The organism is Salinigranum rubrum (genome assembly GCF_002906575.1).
Taxonomy (GTDB): Archaea; Halobacteriota; Halobacteria; order Halobacteriales; family Haloferacaceae; genus Salinigranum; species Salinigranum rubrum.
In genome coordinates this window covers 135,067-150,716 of the sequence record NZ_CP026310.1, presented here as the reverse complement: position 1 = coordinate 150,716, position 15,650 = coordinate 135,067, and the positions used below count along the sequence as shown (strand labels likewise).

Annotated in this window: 17 protein-coding genes and 2 pseudogenes; 8 read left to right on the top strand and 11 right to left on the bottom strand. The window is 62.3% G+C overall.

Annotated features, from left to right (window positions below):
• The first annotated feature begins 2 nt into the window (after positions 1-2).
• From C2R22_RS21680 to C2R22_RS21655, 6 genes and pseudogenes are all read left to right on the top strand, one after another.
• Entirely contained in the window at positions 3-959 is a 957-nt protein-coding gene (locus C2R22_RS21680; protein ID WP_103427871.1) for an aminopeptidase, read from the top strand.
• A complete protein-coding gene (locus C2R22_RS21675; protein ID WP_103427870.1) occupies positions 956-1,813 on the top strand; it encodes a nitroreductase family protein in 858 nt (285 codons plus the stop codon). Before C2R22_RS21680 ends, C2R22_RS21675 begins: the two co-directional genes overlap by 4 nt.
• Entirely contained in the window at positions 1,810-2,511 is a 702-nt protein-coding gene (locus tag C2R22_RS21670) for an aspartate/glutamate racemase family protein (RefSeq protein ID WP_103427869.1), read from the top strand. Before C2R22_RS21675 ends, C2R22_RS21670 begins: the two co-directional genes overlap by 4 nt.
• Positions 2,508-3,578, top strand: a complete 1,071-nt coding sequence (locus C2R22_RS21665) for a succinylglutamate desuccinylase/aspartoacylase family protein (protein WP_103427868.1) — start codon at positions 2,508-2,510, stop codon at positions 3,576-3,578. The genes C2R22_RS21670 and C2R22_RS21665 overlap by 4 nt, the downstream gene beginning before the upstream one ends.
• A gap of 185 nt (positions 3,579-3,763) precedes the next feature.
• On the top strand, positions 3,764-4,291 hold the full coding sequence (locus C2R22_RS21660) for an Lrp/AsnC family transcriptional regulator (protein WP_103427867.1): 528 nt from the start codon (positions 3,764-3,766) through the stop codon (positions 4,289-4,291).
• 105 nt (positions 4,292-4,396) lie between these two features.
• Positions 4,397-5,067: pseudogene (locus tag C2R22_RS21655) on the top strand (IS6 family transposase); the annotation flags it as partial.
• Here C2R22_RS21655 and C2R22_RS21650 read toward each other — a convergent pair.
• A pseudogene (locus tag C2R22_RS21650) lies at positions 5,058-5,252 on the bottom strand (metal ABC transporter ATP-binding protein); the annotation flags it as partial. The pseudogenes C2R22_RS21655 and C2R22_RS21650 sit on opposite strands and share 10 nt — an antisense overlap.
• 121 nt (positions 5,253-5,373) lie before the next feature.
• Between C2R22_RS21650 and C2R22_RS25370 the strand changes: the two are divergent.
• Positions 5,374-5,913 carry a hypothetical protein gene (locus C2R22_RS25370; RefSeq protein WP_162562612.1) on the top strand — a complete coding sequence of 180 codons (540 nt, stop codon included), beginning with the start codon at positions 5,374-5,376 and terminating at the stop codon, positions 5,911-5,913.
• 6 nt (positions 5,914-5,919) lie between these two features.
• Here the strand turns inward: C2R22_RS25370 and C2R22_RS21640 are convergent, their stop codons facing one another.
• The 10 genes from C2R22_RS21640 to C2R22_RS21595 form a co-directional block, all read right to left on the bottom strand.
• Complete coding sequence (locus C2R22_RS21640) at positions 5,920-6,363, bottom strand: SRPBCC family protein (RefSeq protein WP_103427865.1); 444 nt, start codon at positions 6,361-6,363, stop codon at positions 5,920-5,922.
• A gap of 222 nt (positions 6,364-6,585) precedes the next feature.
• Complete coding sequence (locus C2R22_RS21635) at positions 6,586-7,260, bottom strand: cyclase family protein (RefSeq protein WP_103427864.1); 675 nt, start codon at positions 7,258-7,260, stop codon at positions 6,586-6,588.
• A 46-nt stretch (positions 7,261-7,306) separates the two neighbouring features.
• Positions 7,307-8,353, bottom strand: coding sequence for a xanthine dehydrogenase family protein molybdopterin-binding subunit (locus tag C2R22_RS27090; protein WP_103427863.1), 1,047 nt, complete (start codon positions 8,351-8,353; stop codon positions 7,307-7,309).
• On the bottom strand, positions 8,346-9,686 hold the full coding sequence (locus tag C2R22_RS27085; RefSeq protein WP_103427862.1) for a xanthine dehydrogenase family protein molybdopterin-binding subunit: 1,341 nt from the start codon (positions 9,684-9,686) through the stop codon (positions 8,346-8,348). The genes C2R22_RS27090 and C2R22_RS27085 overlap by 8 nt, the downstream gene beginning before the upstream one ends.
• Before the next feature lie 3 nt (positions 9,687-9,689).
• Positions 9,690-10,190, bottom strand: a complete 501-nt coding sequence (locus tag C2R22_RS21620) for a (2Fe-2S)-binding protein (protein ID WP_103427861.1) — start codon at positions 10,188-10,190, stop codon at positions 9,690-9,692.
• Positions 10,187-11,026, bottom strand: a complete 840-nt coding sequence (locus tag C2R22_RS21615) for an FAD binding domain-containing protein (RefSeq protein ID WP_103427860.1) — start codon at positions 11,024-11,026, stop codon at positions 10,187-10,189. The genes C2R22_RS21620 and C2R22_RS21615 overlap by 4 nt, the downstream gene beginning before the upstream one ends.
• Before the next feature lie 193 nt (positions 11,027-11,219).
• Positions 11,220-12,029 (bottom strand): ABC transporter permease, encoded by an 810-nt coding sequence (locus C2R22_RS21610; protein ID WP_103427859.1) that lies wholly within the window; start codon positions 12,027-12,029, stop codon positions 11,220-11,222.
• 1 nt (position 12,030) lies between these two features.
• Positions 12,031-12,822: an ABC transporter ATP-binding protein gene (locus C2R22_RS21605; protein ID WP_103427858.1), complete on the bottom strand. Its 792-nt coding sequence runs from the start codon at positions 12,820-12,822 to the stop codon at positions 12,031-12,033.
• On the bottom strand, positions 12,819-13,640 hold the full coding sequence (locus tag C2R22_RS21600) for an ABC transporter permease (RefSeq protein ID WP_162562610.1): 822 nt from the start codon (positions 13,638-13,640) through the stop codon (positions 12,819-12,821). Before C2R22_RS21600 ends, C2R22_RS21605 begins: the two co-directional genes overlap by 4 nt.
• Positions 13,641-13,918: 278 nt before the next feature.
• Entirely contained in the window at positions 13,919-14,368 is a 450-nt protein-coding gene (locus C2R22_RS21595) for a hypothetical protein (RefSeq protein WP_103427856.1), read from the bottom strand.
• 296 nt (positions 14,369-14,664) lie between these two features.
• Here C2R22_RS21595 and C2R22_RS21590 point away from each other — a divergent pair, with 296 nt between their 5' ends.
• On the top strand, positions 14,665-15,624 hold the full coding sequence (locus tag C2R22_RS21590) for a DMT family transporter (protein WP_103427855.1): 960 nt from the start codon (positions 14,665-14,667) through the stop codon (positions 15,622-15,624).
• Positions 15,625-15,650 lie beyond the last annotated feature (26 nt).

The window sequence follows — 15,650 nt, the reverse complement described above, 5'->3', positions numbered from 1 at the left end:
CGATGGGCGACGCCTCCGACCTCCGTTCGGTCGCGCGCCGGGTCCTGACTGATAACATGGGCGCGCAGGCGGGCGATTCACTACTCGTCGTCACCGACACCGAGACGATAGACATCGGGCATGCGCTGTTTGCGGCCGGCGATGACCTCGACCTCGTCGCCGGGTTGCTCGAAATCCAACCTCTGGAGCGGAGCGGCGTCGAGCCTCCGGAATTCGTCTCGTCGGCCATGCGGAACGCAGACATCGTCGTCTGTCCGACAGCGGCCTCACTGACACACACCCGTGCGCGCGAGGCCGCGACCGACTCGGGCGCTCGCGTGGCGACGATGCCCGGTATCACCAAACGAATGTTCGGCGAGGGGGCGATCACCGCCGATTACGGCGAGGTCGAGCGCCTCACCGCTGCGTTGACGTCCCGACTGACGGCCGCCTCGGAGGTCAGACTGGAGTCCGCTGGGGAGGTGCTGACGATGTCCATCGAAGGTCGCGATGGAATCTCGAGCGACGGACTGATCCGACAGCCAGGTGAGTCCGGCAACCTCCCGTCCGGAGAGAGTTACATCGCACCCGTTGAGGACACGGCCGACGGCACTATTGTCTTCGACGGGGGACTCGCCGGCGTCGGCGTCCTCAACGACCCGTTGTTCATCGACATCGAGTCGGGGACAATAACCGACGTCGAAGGGCCGGCAGCCGACGAGTTCCTAAAGGCAACCACTGGTGATCCGTGTGCCCGGCGGGTTGGGGAACTCGGGCTCGGGACGAACCCCGCAGCGGAGATTATCGGGACCGTTCTCGAAGATGAAAAAGTGTACGGAACCGCTCATGTCGCGTTCGGAGACAACCACGGCTTTGGTGGGACGATCCAGTGTGATTCACACCTCGACGGTATCGTTCTCGAGCCGGAGGTGTATCTCGACGACGAACTCGTCGTCAGCGGTGGCGAGGTGATCGTGTGACTGGGACGGGAAGTTCCGATCGCGCCACACGGTACGGGGAGCGACTCGAGGTGCCTGACCTCGCACCGTGGCTCGCCTCGCGGGCCACAGTCAGAGAGTTCGACACGGAGGCGACGATTTCCGAGTCGGAGGTGCGGGAACTCGTCGACGCCGGCCGGAAAGCGCCGACGAGTGGAACGACCCAAATGTACAGTTTCGTTTGGGTCCGGGACCAGTCGGTCCGCGAGCAAATTCACGACCTCTGTGACCGTGGGACGGTCCAGATCGAGGAGGCGAGTCACTTCCTCGTAGTCTGTATCGACCTGCGCCGTATAGAGCACCTCCTCACACACCGCAACCGGGAGTTCCAGCTAGCCCCGACGATGGGGGTCCTGGAAGGATCTATCGACGCCTCGCTGGCGGCGATGGGGATAATGGTGGCCGCCGAAAGTCGCGGCTACGGCGTCTGTCCAATCGGGAACATCCTGAACAACCTCGGTGCGATAGCCTCGACACTCGACTTGCCGTCCGGGGTACTCCCTCTCTACGGACTCTGCATCGGCGTGCCCAAACACGGCGAAGCGACCGAGAACGCGCCGCGGGTCCCCCTCGACGCCGTCCTCCATGAGGACGGATACGAGGACCCGTCCACGGAACTGCTGGAGGAGTGTTACCGGTCGATGAACGCGATGTACGGCGAGAGCGTCTACGGCGATTCCACGCGGGAATGGCAAGAGACCCTCGAACGCTACTGGGGTCCCGAAGGGTTCATGAACAGGCGTGAACGGACGCTGCTCGATGCGCTCCGCCAGCAGGGCTTCTTCGCCGCCCGCGGCATCGACGAACGAGCAGACGAGAACACTACACAGCCATGACGGGGGCCGAGACAATTGAACTTGGCGTACTCCGGGTACTGACTCTCGACGACCAGGCAGACGTCGCGTTACATGGGCGGATTATCGAGCAGCACTTCCCGCATGCATCGACGCGCTCGCGGTGTATCCCCAACCATCCCGACGGAATCCCCAGCGCAGAGGCCGAGGTCGACGCGCTGCCGTACGTTCTTGAACTGGGTACCGATATGGGGGCGCAGGTCGACGCGCTGGCGATCAGTTGTGCACTCGACCCGGGGGTCTCAACGCTCGACCAACGGCTAGATATCCCCGTCGTCGGGGCTGGTGCGAGTGTCGCTGGAAGCGCCCTCGCACGCGGGAGGAATGTCGGAACGCTCGGACTGGAGGGCGGAACGCCGAGCGTGATCAGGAATATCCTGGGTGACCAGCTACAGGCTACCGAGACGGTCGAGGGCGCAGAGACGACGAACTACCTGACGACTCGAGAGGGCCGAGCGGCGATCGATGAGGCCATCACGCGCCTCGTAGAGGCCGGCTGTGACGTCGTCGCTCCGAGTTGCACTGGACTCACAACATCCGGTGTGCTGGCGGACATCCAACGACGGGCAGGCGTTCCAATCATCGACCCGGTCGTTGCGATGGGGGCGATAGCGGCGGCCGCGGTACGGCCCGGTGAAGAGACGACTGACCGAACGTCAACGCGACACGAACACCCATGACAGACACTATTCAGGTCGGTGACGCGACCGCGGCCCCCGGCGAGCTGGCCACAGGCCACATCCCGGGAGTCGAACTGACGACCGGCGACCGAATCGACATCCCCGTCATCGTGCTCAACGGAGTTGAAGACGGTCCGACGGCGCTTCTGTTCTCGACACAACACGGGAAAGAACTCCAGGGGACACAGGTGGTCCACCGCCTGATGCACGACGAACTGTCGCCTGAATTAGTCGCCGGTGCGGTGGTGGGCATCCCTGTCGCGAACCCACTCGCGTTTATGCACGCTACCTACCGGACGTGGATAGATAACCGCGACTTGGGCTATGTGAGTGTCGAGAACCCACACGGGAACACGACTGAGCGGATGGCGAACGCCATCTGGAGCGAGGCGTGGAGCGACGCGGACATCGTCCTCAACTTCCACTGTAACGACCATCCAGACTCGCTGTACTTCCAAATCATCGAGCCGACGGCGGAGACCGAGGCCGATCTTGAGCGGGCAGCGAAGGCCTTCGGAGTGACGACGATCCGAAAAGACAACCTCGTCGAATCGGGGCCGAGTCCGATCGGTGCGGACCGTATCCCGACCCTGAGCAACAAGGGTGCCGCGAAAGGAATCCCCGAGCTGATGATCGAATTCATCGACGGCCGATACCTCGACTCAAAGAGTCTAGACGTCGGTGTCACCGGCACGATGAACGTACTCCGGGAATTCGACGTCCTACCGGGTGCTGCCAAGGAGGGCCCACAGGAGGATATCTCGCTGGTCCCCTGTCGGTACACCGGTGGGAGTGGCGTCAACCGGGCGTACGGCATGCTCCGAAACGAACACGGCGGACTGCTCTATCCCCGGGCGGAGACGGGAACGTTCATCGAGGCTGGCGAGGTTGTAGCCGATGTCGTGAACCTTCACGGCGAACGCATCGAACGTGTCGAAATGCCCGAAGATGGCTACCTGTGGGCGTACGCCGGCGCCCAACAGTTCGCCACCTCTGGTGGGATGCAGACGATCGAATCCGGTGGGAAGGTCGTCTACGCGTTCACCCACGAAGAGCCGGACAAGTGACATGGCGGCCGACGCCCGCCGAAACCGCACCGCATTTCACCCACGAGCACTCACTTGCCGATCACACCCGTGGAGCACGATCGATCCACAACACGGACGCAGCGTCGTGGCCGTGAGATCAGGAAGGCGCCCGTCGAGCCGAACACAACGACAGGACCTATGTACGGATGACCATAGATATGAGTATGCCTGATGCGCGTGAGTGGATCGAGGACCCGCGTGTCGTCGACCTGCTCGAAGAGCGGATGGACCACAAGGATTACCTCATCTTCCGCGAACTCAACGAAAACGGTCGACTCTCCGACACTGAACTCGCAGAACGGGTCGGACTCTCTCGATCCGCGGCACGACGGCGTCGTAAACGGTTACAGGAGGAAGGAATCCTCGAGATATTCGCTCTGCTCGTGTTCAAACAGGCCGACTACACGTACGCCGAAGTCCAGATAACGTATGCGGTATCCGCGAGCCAAGAGCAAATCGACCAATTCATCCAGAAGTTGCTCGACGATGGCCTCGTGTACGAGGTGGCCGAGTGTATGGGGACACACGATCTAATGCTTCGTGTCTGGGAGTCCTCGCTCAGCGAGATTAACGCACACGTCCGCGAGTTGCTTCACGATAACGACATCGCGGAGTCTTACTCGGTCGTTCCGATCACCAACTCGTACAAGATGTTCCATCGTGACTTCTCCACGGAGTCGTCTGACGACTGAAGAACCCCTCTGCACTGGATCTATTGCTCGCTGTTCTACATGGAACATGCAGGCACGTCTAGTTAGGCCAGTTTGAGGAACGAGCAGATGGTAAGTTAATTTGGAATGTCGCCCGCAGACCTGCTCAGTCACTATTTTGCGGCGGATTACGAAGAATGTTGGGAGCGTGAGCGGACGGCGGCGCCCATCAGGGCGTTCGCCGTCCGGTTCCACGCGGCGGGACTTTCGCTTCGAGAAACAGAAGCGGTTCTTCGAATTCGCGGCGTCAAACGCTCGTTTCAAACGATTCACCAATGGATACATCGAATCGCTGACAGTGGTTGCGACCCGACGTCGTTCACGAGAGCAAAGCTCTCGTGCAGCCCATCAGAAATCTTCGATTTCTGAGGACGGCGCAGCCGAGGCGGTCGCGAGACCGCTGTCAAGATCAACGGCGAATGGTCTTGTTCATATGTTGCAATGAACGTCGACACAAAGTTGATTCTGCACGTCGCCGTGTTCGAGCAACATGGAACCGGTCCGGCGACTGCATTTCTCCATGCAGTCACCGAGAAACACGACTGTACAAACACAGTGTTTCTGGCCGATGCCTTCGGCTACCGGACTGCATTTGCTCGATTAGGACTGTCCGGCCAGGTCGACTACACCGACCGAAACCTGATTGAAAGTGGTTTCAAACACCGAAGATGCACGTCGGCCGCTTCCACAACTCGTGGGTCGGCAGTCGGCTGAGCGTCCGCCAGTGGTTTGCAGTGCTCGTCCACTACTATGATTTCGACAGCGCGTCGGTCTCGACGAACGTCTCGGGGTCGCCGTGGAAGAACAACTCGTGGTTGAGACAGGCCACCTCCGAGGCGTGCGTCGTGACGATTCCGATGTCGTGTTCGATAAGGAGGACGGTCATACCCTCGTGGTTCAGGTCGTGCAGGAGGTCGTAGAACGCCTCACGCGACTCGCTATCTGCGAAACCGATTCACCCCCGGTGTCACGTCGTCTGTCTCCGCTGGAGATCACGAAGCGCATCGAGAGACGGCTCGAACAGTACGCCCTCGCGGACGTTCCAGCTGTCGTTGTCGCCGTGAGTGACGAATTCCCGCGAACGGCACGACCGACGCGGGTCGCTGTCGGCGGGACCGCGTGTAAAATCGACGGCGAGTAGTCGTGATCGTACACTGCAATATAGACGGCTCGAAGCGACTCCCGGCGTCGACCGCTTCGAACGACGAGACATCGGTCCAGTAACAGCGTTTCTCCAGCGACTCACCGAGAGAGACGACCTCTCGGACACCGACCCTCTCGTCGATAGCGACGACGACCCGACCGCCCGCATTCGAGTAGACGAGGTCGGTTGTCTGGACGACGTGGGCCGAAACCGCGTCGTACAGTGGCTTCGCACGCTCGAAACGAGGGTTGACCGCGTCGATCACCCGGAGGTCGGAAGTCGGGTTCTCGTCACCCTCGGTCTTGCACATCTCTCGTACTATTATGACGTTCAACGACCGCATCGAGCGCTCGATGAGCGAACGCCACCGACGGTCGGACCTGACGGGAGAGTGCTTGCAAGTCCGTCGTATGAGCTACTCACACGGATCGGTGCCGTCAGACGCGGCTCGATAGCGTAGTGGGTCTCACTCCGAGAACTGGTCGCGTAGCGTGTTGAGTCCGCCGGAGAAGACCTTGGTCAGGTGTTCGGCTTCTCCCTCCGGATCACCGTCCTCGACGACATCGTAGTGGGCGGTCCACGTCGCCAGCGACTCGTTCGTCTCCGTGATCGGCTGGATCCGAAGCTCACTGAGGTAGTCGACCTTGTCGCCGCCTTCCCCTTCCATGGAGTACTGGTAGTACCGATCGACGTCCGAGTGAGCCTCGAGCCGTTCCCGGACGGTCCGGTCGCCGGCCGTGAAGTCCCGGACTGCGCCGATCTGTACCGGGGATTTGCCCTCGTCAATGGTACAGTCTTCGATCACGGGATGCCACTCGTCGATACTGTCGAACTCGCGAACGGCGTCCCAGACGGCGGGCGCCGAACTCGGGATCACTTGAGAGACACGTACTCTTGGTTGGTAAGCCATGTTGCTCGTTCTCAATGAATCAACAACGACACATAAAGATATCGGAAGGACGGATCTACTATATCGTAAAAGCGACCGAACGCGGCGAAGCTGACGGCTCGCGTTACGCGAGCGCCGGCCGAAGAACGGAACGAAACGTGGACGCCCAGAAGCGGCGCCGAACAGGGCATCAGCGGTGAATATCACGTGGTGGGGTGAACATCACGTGGTCTGTGGTGGGTGTCAGGATTCGAGGACGGCGAAGAACCGGCTCGGTGCCCCCTCCGCAGCGGCCATCTTGATGAACGGGCCGAAGAACTGGAACCGGCCCGCCGCGGGGAGCGCACCGAGATTGGTGAGGTGCTGCATGAGGATGGCGTCGTTCTCCAGAATCACCTTGTGAATCTGGAAGTCCTCCGGTTCGAAGTCGGGGAGACGAGCCGGATACTCGCTGAAGCAGTCGAAGCCGACCGCCTTCGCGCCGTTGTCGACGAGCCACTGGGCCGCCTCGGGCGCGCAGTACGGCGAGTCCATGTAGTACGTCGGGTAGTTACCCCACTCGGCGTCGGACCAGTCGGTTCGGATCAACACGATGTCGCCGTCGCGGACGTGAGCAGCGTGCTCCTTGACGTCCGCGAGAGTGATCTCGTAGTTCGGTCCGCCGTCACTGAGGTCGACGACGAACGCGTCGCCACAGACGCGGTCCAGCGAGACGTCCGCGGCCGTCTCACCTCCTTTCACGGTGTGGGACTCGAAGTCGACGTGCGAACCGGTGTGCAACAGCATGCTGACTTCGCTCCCCTGCCAGTGGCTCTTGCCCTCCATCGTGTGGGTCGTCAGTTCCAGACGCTTGTCGACCGAGGGAGGACTGAGCGTCTCCTCGCCGATAGTCACGGAGAGATCGACGATTCGCGTCATCGACCACCTCGAATTCGAGCCTTCGTATCTCGTTCGGACATGATTCTTATGCTTCCTGTGTCTCCGCCGTTTCGGACGCGTCGCCCCCGTCGTTCTCCTCTTTCTCCTCCAACGCCCTGAGGACGTCCTCGGGCGTCACGGGAACCTTCGTGATCCGGACGCCGATGGCGTCGTTGATCGCGTTGACGATGGCCGGGATCGGCGGCGTGGCGGACATCTCGCCGATACCCTTGGCACCGAACGGACCGGTATGCGAGCCCATTTCGAGGACGTGGTGCTCGATGTCGGGAACCTCGGAGGGACCCGGGAGGCTGTAGTCACCGAAGTTGCTCGGCTTGTTGTCCGGATACGGGTAGTAGGGCTCGGTCGTCTCGTACAGGGCGTGAGCCATACCCATCCAGGCGCCGCCGACGATCTGGCCTTCGACGAGCGCCGGATTGACCACCTGCCCGATCTCGTAGGTGCACGCGATTTTGAGGACGTCGACTTCACCGGTCTCGGTGTCGACCTCGACGTCCGCGATCATACACGCGTGAGCCTCCGAGGAGTCCGGGTCCATCTCGCCGGTCTCGGGATCGACGTCGCTCTTGGGCTTGAAGCCGATACCACGCCCCGAGATGGTTTTCCCCTGTTGGAAGTGGGCGGCCATCGCGACGTCCATGACCGTGATAAAGCGACCCGGGGCGCCCTTCACGTGGATGTTCCCCTCGCCGTCGGTGACCAGGTCCGAGGAGGACGACTCGAGTTCCTCGGCGGCCACCTCCATCATGACCTCCCGCGCTTCGTCGGCGGCTTCGATGATGGCGTTCCCGGCCCGGTGTGTGAGTCGGCTGGCGAACGTCCCCATACAGTGAGGACCAGTGTCGGTGTCACCGGTGTCGATGATGACGTTCTCGACCGGAACTCCCATCGCGTCGGCACCGATCTGCGCCAGGGCGGTCTTCGCTCCCTGCCCGAGATCGGTGCTCGAGATGGTGATGACGAAGTTACCGGTCGTCGTGCTGTGAATAAGCGCCTGGGTCGGGTCGCCACCGAGGTTCATCCCGGTCGGATAGTTGACCGCTGCGATGCCGCGGCCGCGTTGCTTAGACATTGTGCTCCTCCGTGTTTTCGAGCGAACTCATTTGCTTGAATTCCTCCGGGAGGTCGACGTCGATCATCTCCGCGGTCGACTGCATACACTCGATGAGACTCGCGTCCTCGACCTCCTTGCGGTGGGGCGTGATGTCCCCGTTCTTGTACGCGTTCTTGAAGCGGACCTCCCATCGATCGAGACCGAGTTCGTCGGCGATCTTGTCCATGTGGTTCTCGATGGCGAACGAACAGGGTGTGACCCCGAACCCGCGCATCGCGCTGGACGGCTGCTTGTTCGTGTACACGCAGTAGCAGTCGAACTTGGCGTTCGGAATGTTGTACGGCCCCGCCAGGTTCGCCGCGTGTTTCGTCACTGCGTACGGCGTGTGCCGGTTGTACGCACCGGCGTCGGCGTAGCTGGTGACCTCGCGTGCGATGATCTCGCCGTCGTCGGTCACGCCGTCCTTGAAGTACATCCGCCACGCGCCCCGCGGCGAGGAGACTTTCATTTCCTCCTCGCGAGTGAACTTGTACCGTACGGGGTAGCCGGTCTTCTTGGCCCCCAGCGTCGCGAGTTGCTCGACGATGACGTCGACCTTGCCGCCGAAGCCGCCGCCGACGGTCCCGCCCTTGAACTGGAGTTTCTCGAAGGGGATATCGAGCGTTATCGCGGTGTTGTCGAGCGAAAAGAACAGCGCCTGGGTGTTCGTGTGGACGGTGAAGCGACCGTTCGCCTCCGGCTTCGCCGTCGCCGAAGTCGTCTCCGTCGGGGCCTGTTCGATGGGGCTGGTCTGGTATCTGCCCTCGACGATGTGGTCCGCCTCCTCGAACGCCGCGTCGACGTCACCCCGCCGGACGCGCCGACAGTGGTGTCCCTCGAACTCGAAGTGGTTCGTTCCCCAGTCTTTGAGGATCGGTGCGTCGTCTTCGAGGGCCTCCTCGACGTCGAAGACGGCCGGTAGCTCCTCCAAGTCGACCTCGACCTTCGAGGCGGCCTCCATCGCGGCCCCCTTCGAGTCCGCGATGACCGCGGCGATGGGTTCGCCCTCGTATCGGACCCGGTCTTCGGCCAGCAACGGTTCCTCGTCCGGCCCGACGCCGACGAGTCGGAGAATCGTGTAGAGGTTGTTGGGCACGTCCTCGTGCGTGAGATAGTCGACGAACCCGTCGACCTCCTCGGCGGCGCTGAAGTCTAGCCCCTTGATCTCGGCGTGTGCGACCGGGCTTCGGACGGCGTGGAGGTGTTTCAGGTTCTGGAAGGGGATGTCGTCGACGTACTCCGTCTGGCCCTTGATGTGGCCCTCACCGTCGCGGCGCTTGATCGTCGTCCCGACCGATTTGAGTTCTTTCATCGGTTACTCACCGTCCTGGCCGCTCATCGTCTCGGCGGCCGCCTCCACCGCGTCGACGATCGGATCGTACCCGGTGCACCGACAGACGTTGCCGGAGATGGTGTCTTCGATTTCCTCCCGCGAGGGGTCGGGATTCCGATCCAGAAGCGCCTTGGCGACCATGATCATCCCGGGGGTACAGTAGCCACACTGCATAGCGAAGTGTTCCTCGAACGCCTCCTGAACGGGGTGGAGGTCGTCGCCGCTGTAGATGCCTTCCAGCGTGGTTATCTCGTGGCCCTGCGCCTCCTCGACCGGGAGGAGACAGGAGACCACGGGCTCGCCGTCGACGAGGACGGTACAGCTCCCACAGCCTCCCTGCTTGCAGCCGATCTTCGTCGCGGTGTTTCCCAGCTTGTCCCGGAGGACGGACTGGAGCGGCTCCAGCGGTTCGACGAGCTCTTCGACCGTGCGCCCGTTGATCTCTAACTCGACAACTTTGGAATTGGTGGTTTGTGAACTCATTGTGTGTCCTCCCCGTGAGAGATCTGATCGAGCGCCTTCGTGAGATAGGTCCCGGCCATCTTCCGGCGGTACCACGCGCTCGCCACGGCGTCTTCCGGGGGATTCGCCGCCTCGGTGGCCGCGTCGGCCGCGCGTTCGATCGTCGAAGCGGACAAACCGGATCCCTCCAGCACCGACTCGGCTTCCGCCATCCGGGTGGGGTGGGGGCCGGCACCGTTCATCGCGATGCGGGCCCGGTCGACGGTGTCGCCGTCGCGGATCAGGTCGACTGCGACCGTGACCACGGGCGGGGCGGGCTCTTGCTTGCGAGTGAGTTTCAGGAACGCCGTCTCGCCCGCGGGCACCGGTATTCGGATCTCCGTGACGAGTTCGTCGGGGGCGAGCGCGTTGCCGTCCGCGGTGTAAAAGTCCGCCATCGGGAGGTGTCGGTCAGCGTCGCTACTTCGGACTTCGACTGCTGCGTCGAGGGCGAGGAGCGCCACAGCGAAGTCTCCCAGCGGTGGGGGCGCGAACAGGTTCCCGCCGACAGTCGCCATGTTCCGGACGGCCCAACTGCCCGTGTGGCGGGCCGCTTGTCGTAAGATCGGTACGTCGATCCGGTCGAGGACCTCGGTCATGGTGAGCGTGGCCCCGAGGGAAAGGTGGCCGTCGGCTTCGTCGACGTAGTCGAGGCCGACTCCCCGAAGGTCCATCACGTGAGCCGGAAACAGGTGGCCCTCGTTCACCGCCGGCATCGTGAGCGTGCCACCGGATATGACTTCGAGCGAAGCGTGTTCGGCGTTCAGTGCGAGGGCGTCGTCGAGTGTCGTCGGACGATGATACGCTTCGACGGGCATATCACCACCTCCTAACGACCAGTAACCACGGTGGTAGTACGTTCATGCGCAGGTTTGCCATTGCAGGCCACGTAATTAAATCTTCGTGCCTTGTTCCCGTGTGACGAGGACCGATCGACGCGTCCGATGGCGGTCGATACCGCTCCGGCGCATCGACCGTGAGAGAGCCGAGAAGGGAGGAGCGAACACCGATTCAGCTCAACATCGAGAAGTCCGCGTCCTGACGGTACGCGAACACCTTCCGCTGAACGGGTTTGAAGATACCGTACTCGACGATGAGGATGACGATCATAAAGATCACGGCCCACCCCCACGCCTCGTCGAAGTCGATGATTTCGTACGCCGAGAAGATCTTGTATCCCATGCCCTGCCCCGCCGCGAACACCTCGGTGATGACGACGGTTTTCCACGACAGCGCCAGCGCCAGACGCGATGCGGAGAGCAGCGACGGCGCGATGTTCGGGATGATAACGCGCCGGAGGGTCCGACCGAACGAGAGTTCGAAGGACTTGCTCATTCTCAGCAGGTCGGCGTCGATGTTCTCGACACCCTTCCAGATCGTCACCGCGACGAACGGAAAGACGACGAGGATCGTCGCGAAGATGGGTGATAAGATGTCGAACCCGAAGACGAGTGTCGCCGTAATCCCCCACGAGATGTGCGGGATCGAGAGGCTCAGAATCACGTGCGGGGTGAGGAACTTCCGCTGGTAGTCGTCGATTCCCATGAACACGCCCATCTGGATGCCGAGCGCCATTCCGCCGATGAACCCCCAGAACATCGCCGCCATCGTGGCCGCGAGGTGTCTCCAGACCTGCCCGCTCTGGACGAGTTCCCAGGCGTCCCCGAGCGCCTGCTGTGGAAACGGCATCAGGTTTTCGGGGAACACGGACGCAAGCGCCGTCCACCCGACGAAGAACAGCAAGACACCGCCGGCGCGAGCCATCCAGCCGTCAACCGTTCCGAGCGCCGGCAGCCGTACGCGCTTGTCTCGTGTCGCCATGTCAGTCCTCGATGCTGTGGAATTTATCGAGCGCTTTCTGCCTGAACTTGAGGAACTCGTCGGAGTCGAGTCGACGGGGGCGGTCGAGCGGAACCTCCAAGTCGGCGTAGATCCGCCCGTCACCGAGCATCAACATCCGGTCCGACAGCTCGATCGCCTCCGTCATGTCGTGGGTCACGAAGAAGACGGTCTTGTTGAGCTGTTTCCAGATGTTCATGAGCTGTGTTCGCAGTTCCTCGGCCGTGATCTCGTCGAGCGCGCTGAACGGCTCGTCCATCAGCAGGATCTCGGGATCGATGCTGAGCGCACGAGCGATCCCCACCCGCTGTTTCTGTCCGCCGGAGATCTGGGTGGGGTACTTGTCGTAGTGCTCGGTCAGTTCGACCAGATCGAGGTAGTCCTCCGCCAGCTCCCGAGAGTACTCGGGGTTGTTCTCGTGGACGTACTCGATGTTCTGGATCAGCGTGTTCCACGGGAGGAGCCGCGGGGACTGAAAGACGTGCCCGAGCGTGACGTCACCCGGAGCGCCCTCGACCTCGAACCGGACCTGTCCCGCCGTCGGTTCGAGCACGCCGCTGATGATGTTCAACAGCGTCGACTTCCCGCTGCCGGACTTGCCCAAGAGCGTGACGAACGTTCCCGGTTCGATGTCGATGTTCAGGTCCTCGAAGACGAGTTCGTGCCCCTGCTGGGTGTCGAACTCCTTGGTGAGGTTCTCTATGTGAATCCACCCGGCTCGACCGCTGTCGACGCCGAGAGACGCCCCGTCTACTTTCTGGTTCGATGAGCTCATAGTGCCATCACTCCGCTAACCTCCTGCCGCCATTTGAATATGCGATTCTCCAGTTGCTGAACGATCCCGTACTCGACGGTCAGGATGACGACCACGAACAGCATGGTCCACGCCATCGCGCCGGTGAAGTCCAACCGTTCGAGCTGAGATCGGATTATCCAGCCGATCCCGTCCGAAGCAGCCACGAGTTCGGTGAGCGTCACCGTTTTCCAGACGATCGCCAGCGAGTACCGGGTGCCGGCAAACCACTCCGGCATGACCGCCGGGATGACGGTCCGACGCATGGCACGCCAGTTCGAGACGCCGAACGAACTCGACATCTGCAGGATGTCGTTGTCGATATTTCGAACGCCTTCGTACACCTGCTGGGTGAGAAACGGGAACGAGATTATCGCCGCCGCGACCGTCGGCGTGACGTCGCTAATCCCGAACCACATCGCCGTGAAGATGGCAATGAAGAGGCCGGGCATCGCGAGTCCCACGGTCACGTAGTCTTGGAAGACCTTCTCGACCCACTCACGCATCCCCATAGCGATGCCTAATGCCGTCCCGATGACTATCGTGACCAGAAGGCCGTACACCGTCCGCCGCAGCGTCGGGACCAGGTGGTCGAGGAACTCCCGTGTGACGACCAGTTCGTACATCACGGCCCCGATCGCGGTGGGCTCAGAGATCACGTTCGTGATGTCGAAGATGTGGGCTGCGAGTGTCCACGACAGGACGACGACGATTGCCGACTCGACGAAGATCACCCGCGAGTCGGTCAGCCGGATCCTAGCCAAGGTATATACCAATCCGTCTCTCGTGTCCTGACTCATCTCGCTAGAAAGAGACACACAAACTGGTTTAAACCTTTTCATCGTTATCTGAGGCTTCGTGACAGTAGACCCGGGCACTCAAGGCCCGGACAGGTCGAAAACGAACAAAGAGGAGCGAAGAGGACCGAACCGCACGACCGCCGTCAGCGCGCCGAAGTCACCCGTATCGACGGGACGAATCCGAGTCTCTGATGACGCGCCCAATCGAATCCGGACACTCCTGCTGACGCCGCTCGGAGTGACACGCGAGAGCGAACCGAAACCCGACGAGTGAGCGGCTACGTCGCCATCGATTCGGCGAAAGACCCGTCACGGAGCGACTCCTGGAGTACCCAGAGGGCCTTCCCGACGGCGGCGATGACGAGTATCGCGACTGCCCAATCGGGAGTCTCTCGTGCGAAGGCCAGGGCGGCCAGCAGCGCCAGGTTGATCGCCATCCCCACCTCACCGATCGCCCGGGTGAGCTGGATTCCGCCGGCGATATAGAGCAGCGGAACGCCCCACTCCGGCGTCACGACGGTCGTCCCACCGAGCAGGAGGAGAAACACGCCGAAGCCCGTGTCGACGATAGCCCAGCCCTCCGCACGCCGGGCGCGAACGAGTTGTCCGATGGCGAGTGCCAGCGCTAACACCCCGACGATCCAGGTCGGGGCGACCAGTACCACTGATGCGACCGAGAAGATAGCGATCGCGAGGCCGAGTTCGATGAAGCGTTCCCGTTGAAGCATGGTTTCGTTTGCTGAAACGGCCGGACAGCCCGCAGTTCGGCTCTGTCGTCGACCGTGACTGTAACGTACTCTCACGGGGGCGAATATTAACGATGTCGGTGAGGACTCCGTCTCGGTCGAACGGAAGCGTCCGGCAGGACGCGACGTGAGGCGAAGAGAAAGCGTGGGCCGAGGCGAAACCGTGTCGGAGTCGTCGTGACCGGCGTCTCCGTCGACCGAGCGCGCGGGCCGTTACGTCGCCGGACCGGACGGGAACCCTCGATCGTTTTATGCGATGGTGGTGAACGTGCGTCCGGATGGCACCTATTGCCCCTGCGTCGGCACTCGCGTTCGCCGGTGCGGTCTGTACCGCGATTCAGGCGGTCACGATCAAGTACGGGAGTGCGAAAGCCAGAGAGACGACGACGGCGTCACCGGCCTTCACGGCCGCGTTCACGACCATCGTCGTCAGCGTGGGTATCTTCTGGACGTTGCTGCTCGCACAGGGGGTGCCGAGGGGCGTGTTCTCGCTCGCGAACGCCGGTCCGTTCGTGGTGGCCGGAATACTCAATCCGGCGGTCTTCCGGCTGCTGTACTTCAAGGGAATCGACGAAGTCGGTGCCCCGGTCGCGGCGGCGCTCATGGCGATGAACCCGCTGGTCGCGACCGTCTTCGCCGTTCCCGTTCTCGGCGAGACGGTGACGGCGGCGACCGGTCTGGGGATGCTCTGCATCGTCGGCGGCGGGGTGATCATCCAGTCGGTACAGAACGCTGCCGGCGAGCGTGAGAACGGAGGCGAAGGGAGCGGGGACTTGGACCTCGTGGCGCGGCACGTGGCGGCGGCCGATACCCGGTCGCTCCTCGCTCCCGTCGTCGCGATGGCCGTCTTCGGTATCTCGTACGTCGTCATCAAGTTCGGGTTGAACCGGTTCCCGGACCCTGTCGCCGGAACCGCTGTCGCGCAGACGACAGCCCTCGCCGCGTTCCTGTGCATCTTCCTATGGTCGCCGGGGGCCAGGCGTCAAGTCCGCTCGGTCAACCGACCCGCGCTGGGGCTGTTCGTGGTCGCCGGCGTCGTAACCGCCAGCGCGCAACTCGCGAACTTCTTCGCGCTCGATCTCGGCAGCGCCGTCACCGTGATCCCGTTATTCAACACCTTTCCACTGCTCGTGCTCGTCCTGACGTACGCCATCGCACGCGAGGTCCCCCGGTCCGCGACGGTGCTCGTCGGCGTCCTCGCAATCGTCGGGGGGTCCGTTCTCATCGAGGTGTTCTAGGGTTTCGAGGACCGCCGCGGAACCGG

Coding starts and splice junctions, on each gene's coding strand:
- C2R22_RS21680 (WP_103427871.1), top strand. CDS start 3: ATGGGCGACGCCTCCGACCTCCGTTCGGTCGCGCGCCGGGTCCTGACT.
- C2R22_RS21670 (WP_103427869.1), top strand. CDS start 1,810: ATGACGGGGGCCGAGACAATTGAACTTGGCGTACTCCGGGTACTGACT.
- C2R22_RS21665 (WP_103427868.1), top strand. CDS start 2,508: ATGACAGACACTATTCAGGTCGGTGACGCGACCGCGGCCCCCGGCGAG.
- C2R22_RS21660 (WP_103427867.1), top strand. CDS start 3,764: ATGCCTGATGCGCGTGAGTGGATCGAGGACCCGCGTGTCGTCGACCTG.
- C2R22_RS21640 (WP_103427865.1), bottom strand. CDS start 6,363: ATGGCTTACCAACCAAGAGTACGTGTCTCTCAAGTGATCCCGAGTTCG.
- C2R22_RS21635 (WP_103427864.1), bottom strand. CDS start 7,260: ATGACGCGAATCGTCGATCTCTCCGTGACTATCGGCGAGGAGACGCTC.
- C2R22_RS27090 (WP_103427863.1), bottom strand. CDS start 8,353: ATGTCTAAGCAACGCGGCCGCGGCATCGCAGCGGTCAACTATCCGACC.
- C2R22_RS27085 (WP_103427862.1), bottom strand. CDS start 9,686: ATGAAAGAACTCAAATCGGTCGGGACGACGATCAAGCGCCGCGACGGT.
- C2R22_RS21620 (WP_103427861.1), bottom strand. CDS start 10,190: ATGAGTTCACAAACCACCAATTCCAAAGTTGTCGAGTTAGAGATCAAC.
- C2R22_RS21615 (WP_103427860.1), bottom strand. CDS start 11,026: ATGCCCGTCGAAGCGTATCATCGTCCGACGACACTCGACGACGCCCTC.
- C2R22_RS21610 (WP_103427859.1), bottom strand. CDS start 12,029: ATGGCGACACGAGACAAGCGCGTACGGCTGCCGGCGCTCGGAACGGTT.
- C2R22_RS21605 (WP_103427858.1), bottom strand. CDS start 12,822: ATGAGCTCATCGAACCAGAAAGTAGACGGGGCGTCTCTCGGCGTCGAC.
- C2R22_RS21600 (WP_162562610.1), bottom strand. CDS start 13,640: ATGAGTCAGGACACGAGAGACGGATTGGTATATACCTTGGCTAGGATC.
- C2R22_RS21595 (WP_103427856.1), bottom strand. CDS start 14,368: ATGCTTCAACGGGAACGCTTCATCGAACTCGGCCTCGCGATCGCTATC.
- C2R22_RS21590 (WP_103427855.1), top strand. CDS start 14,665: ATGGCACCTATTGCCCCTGCGTCGGCACTCGCGTTCGCCGGTGCGGTC.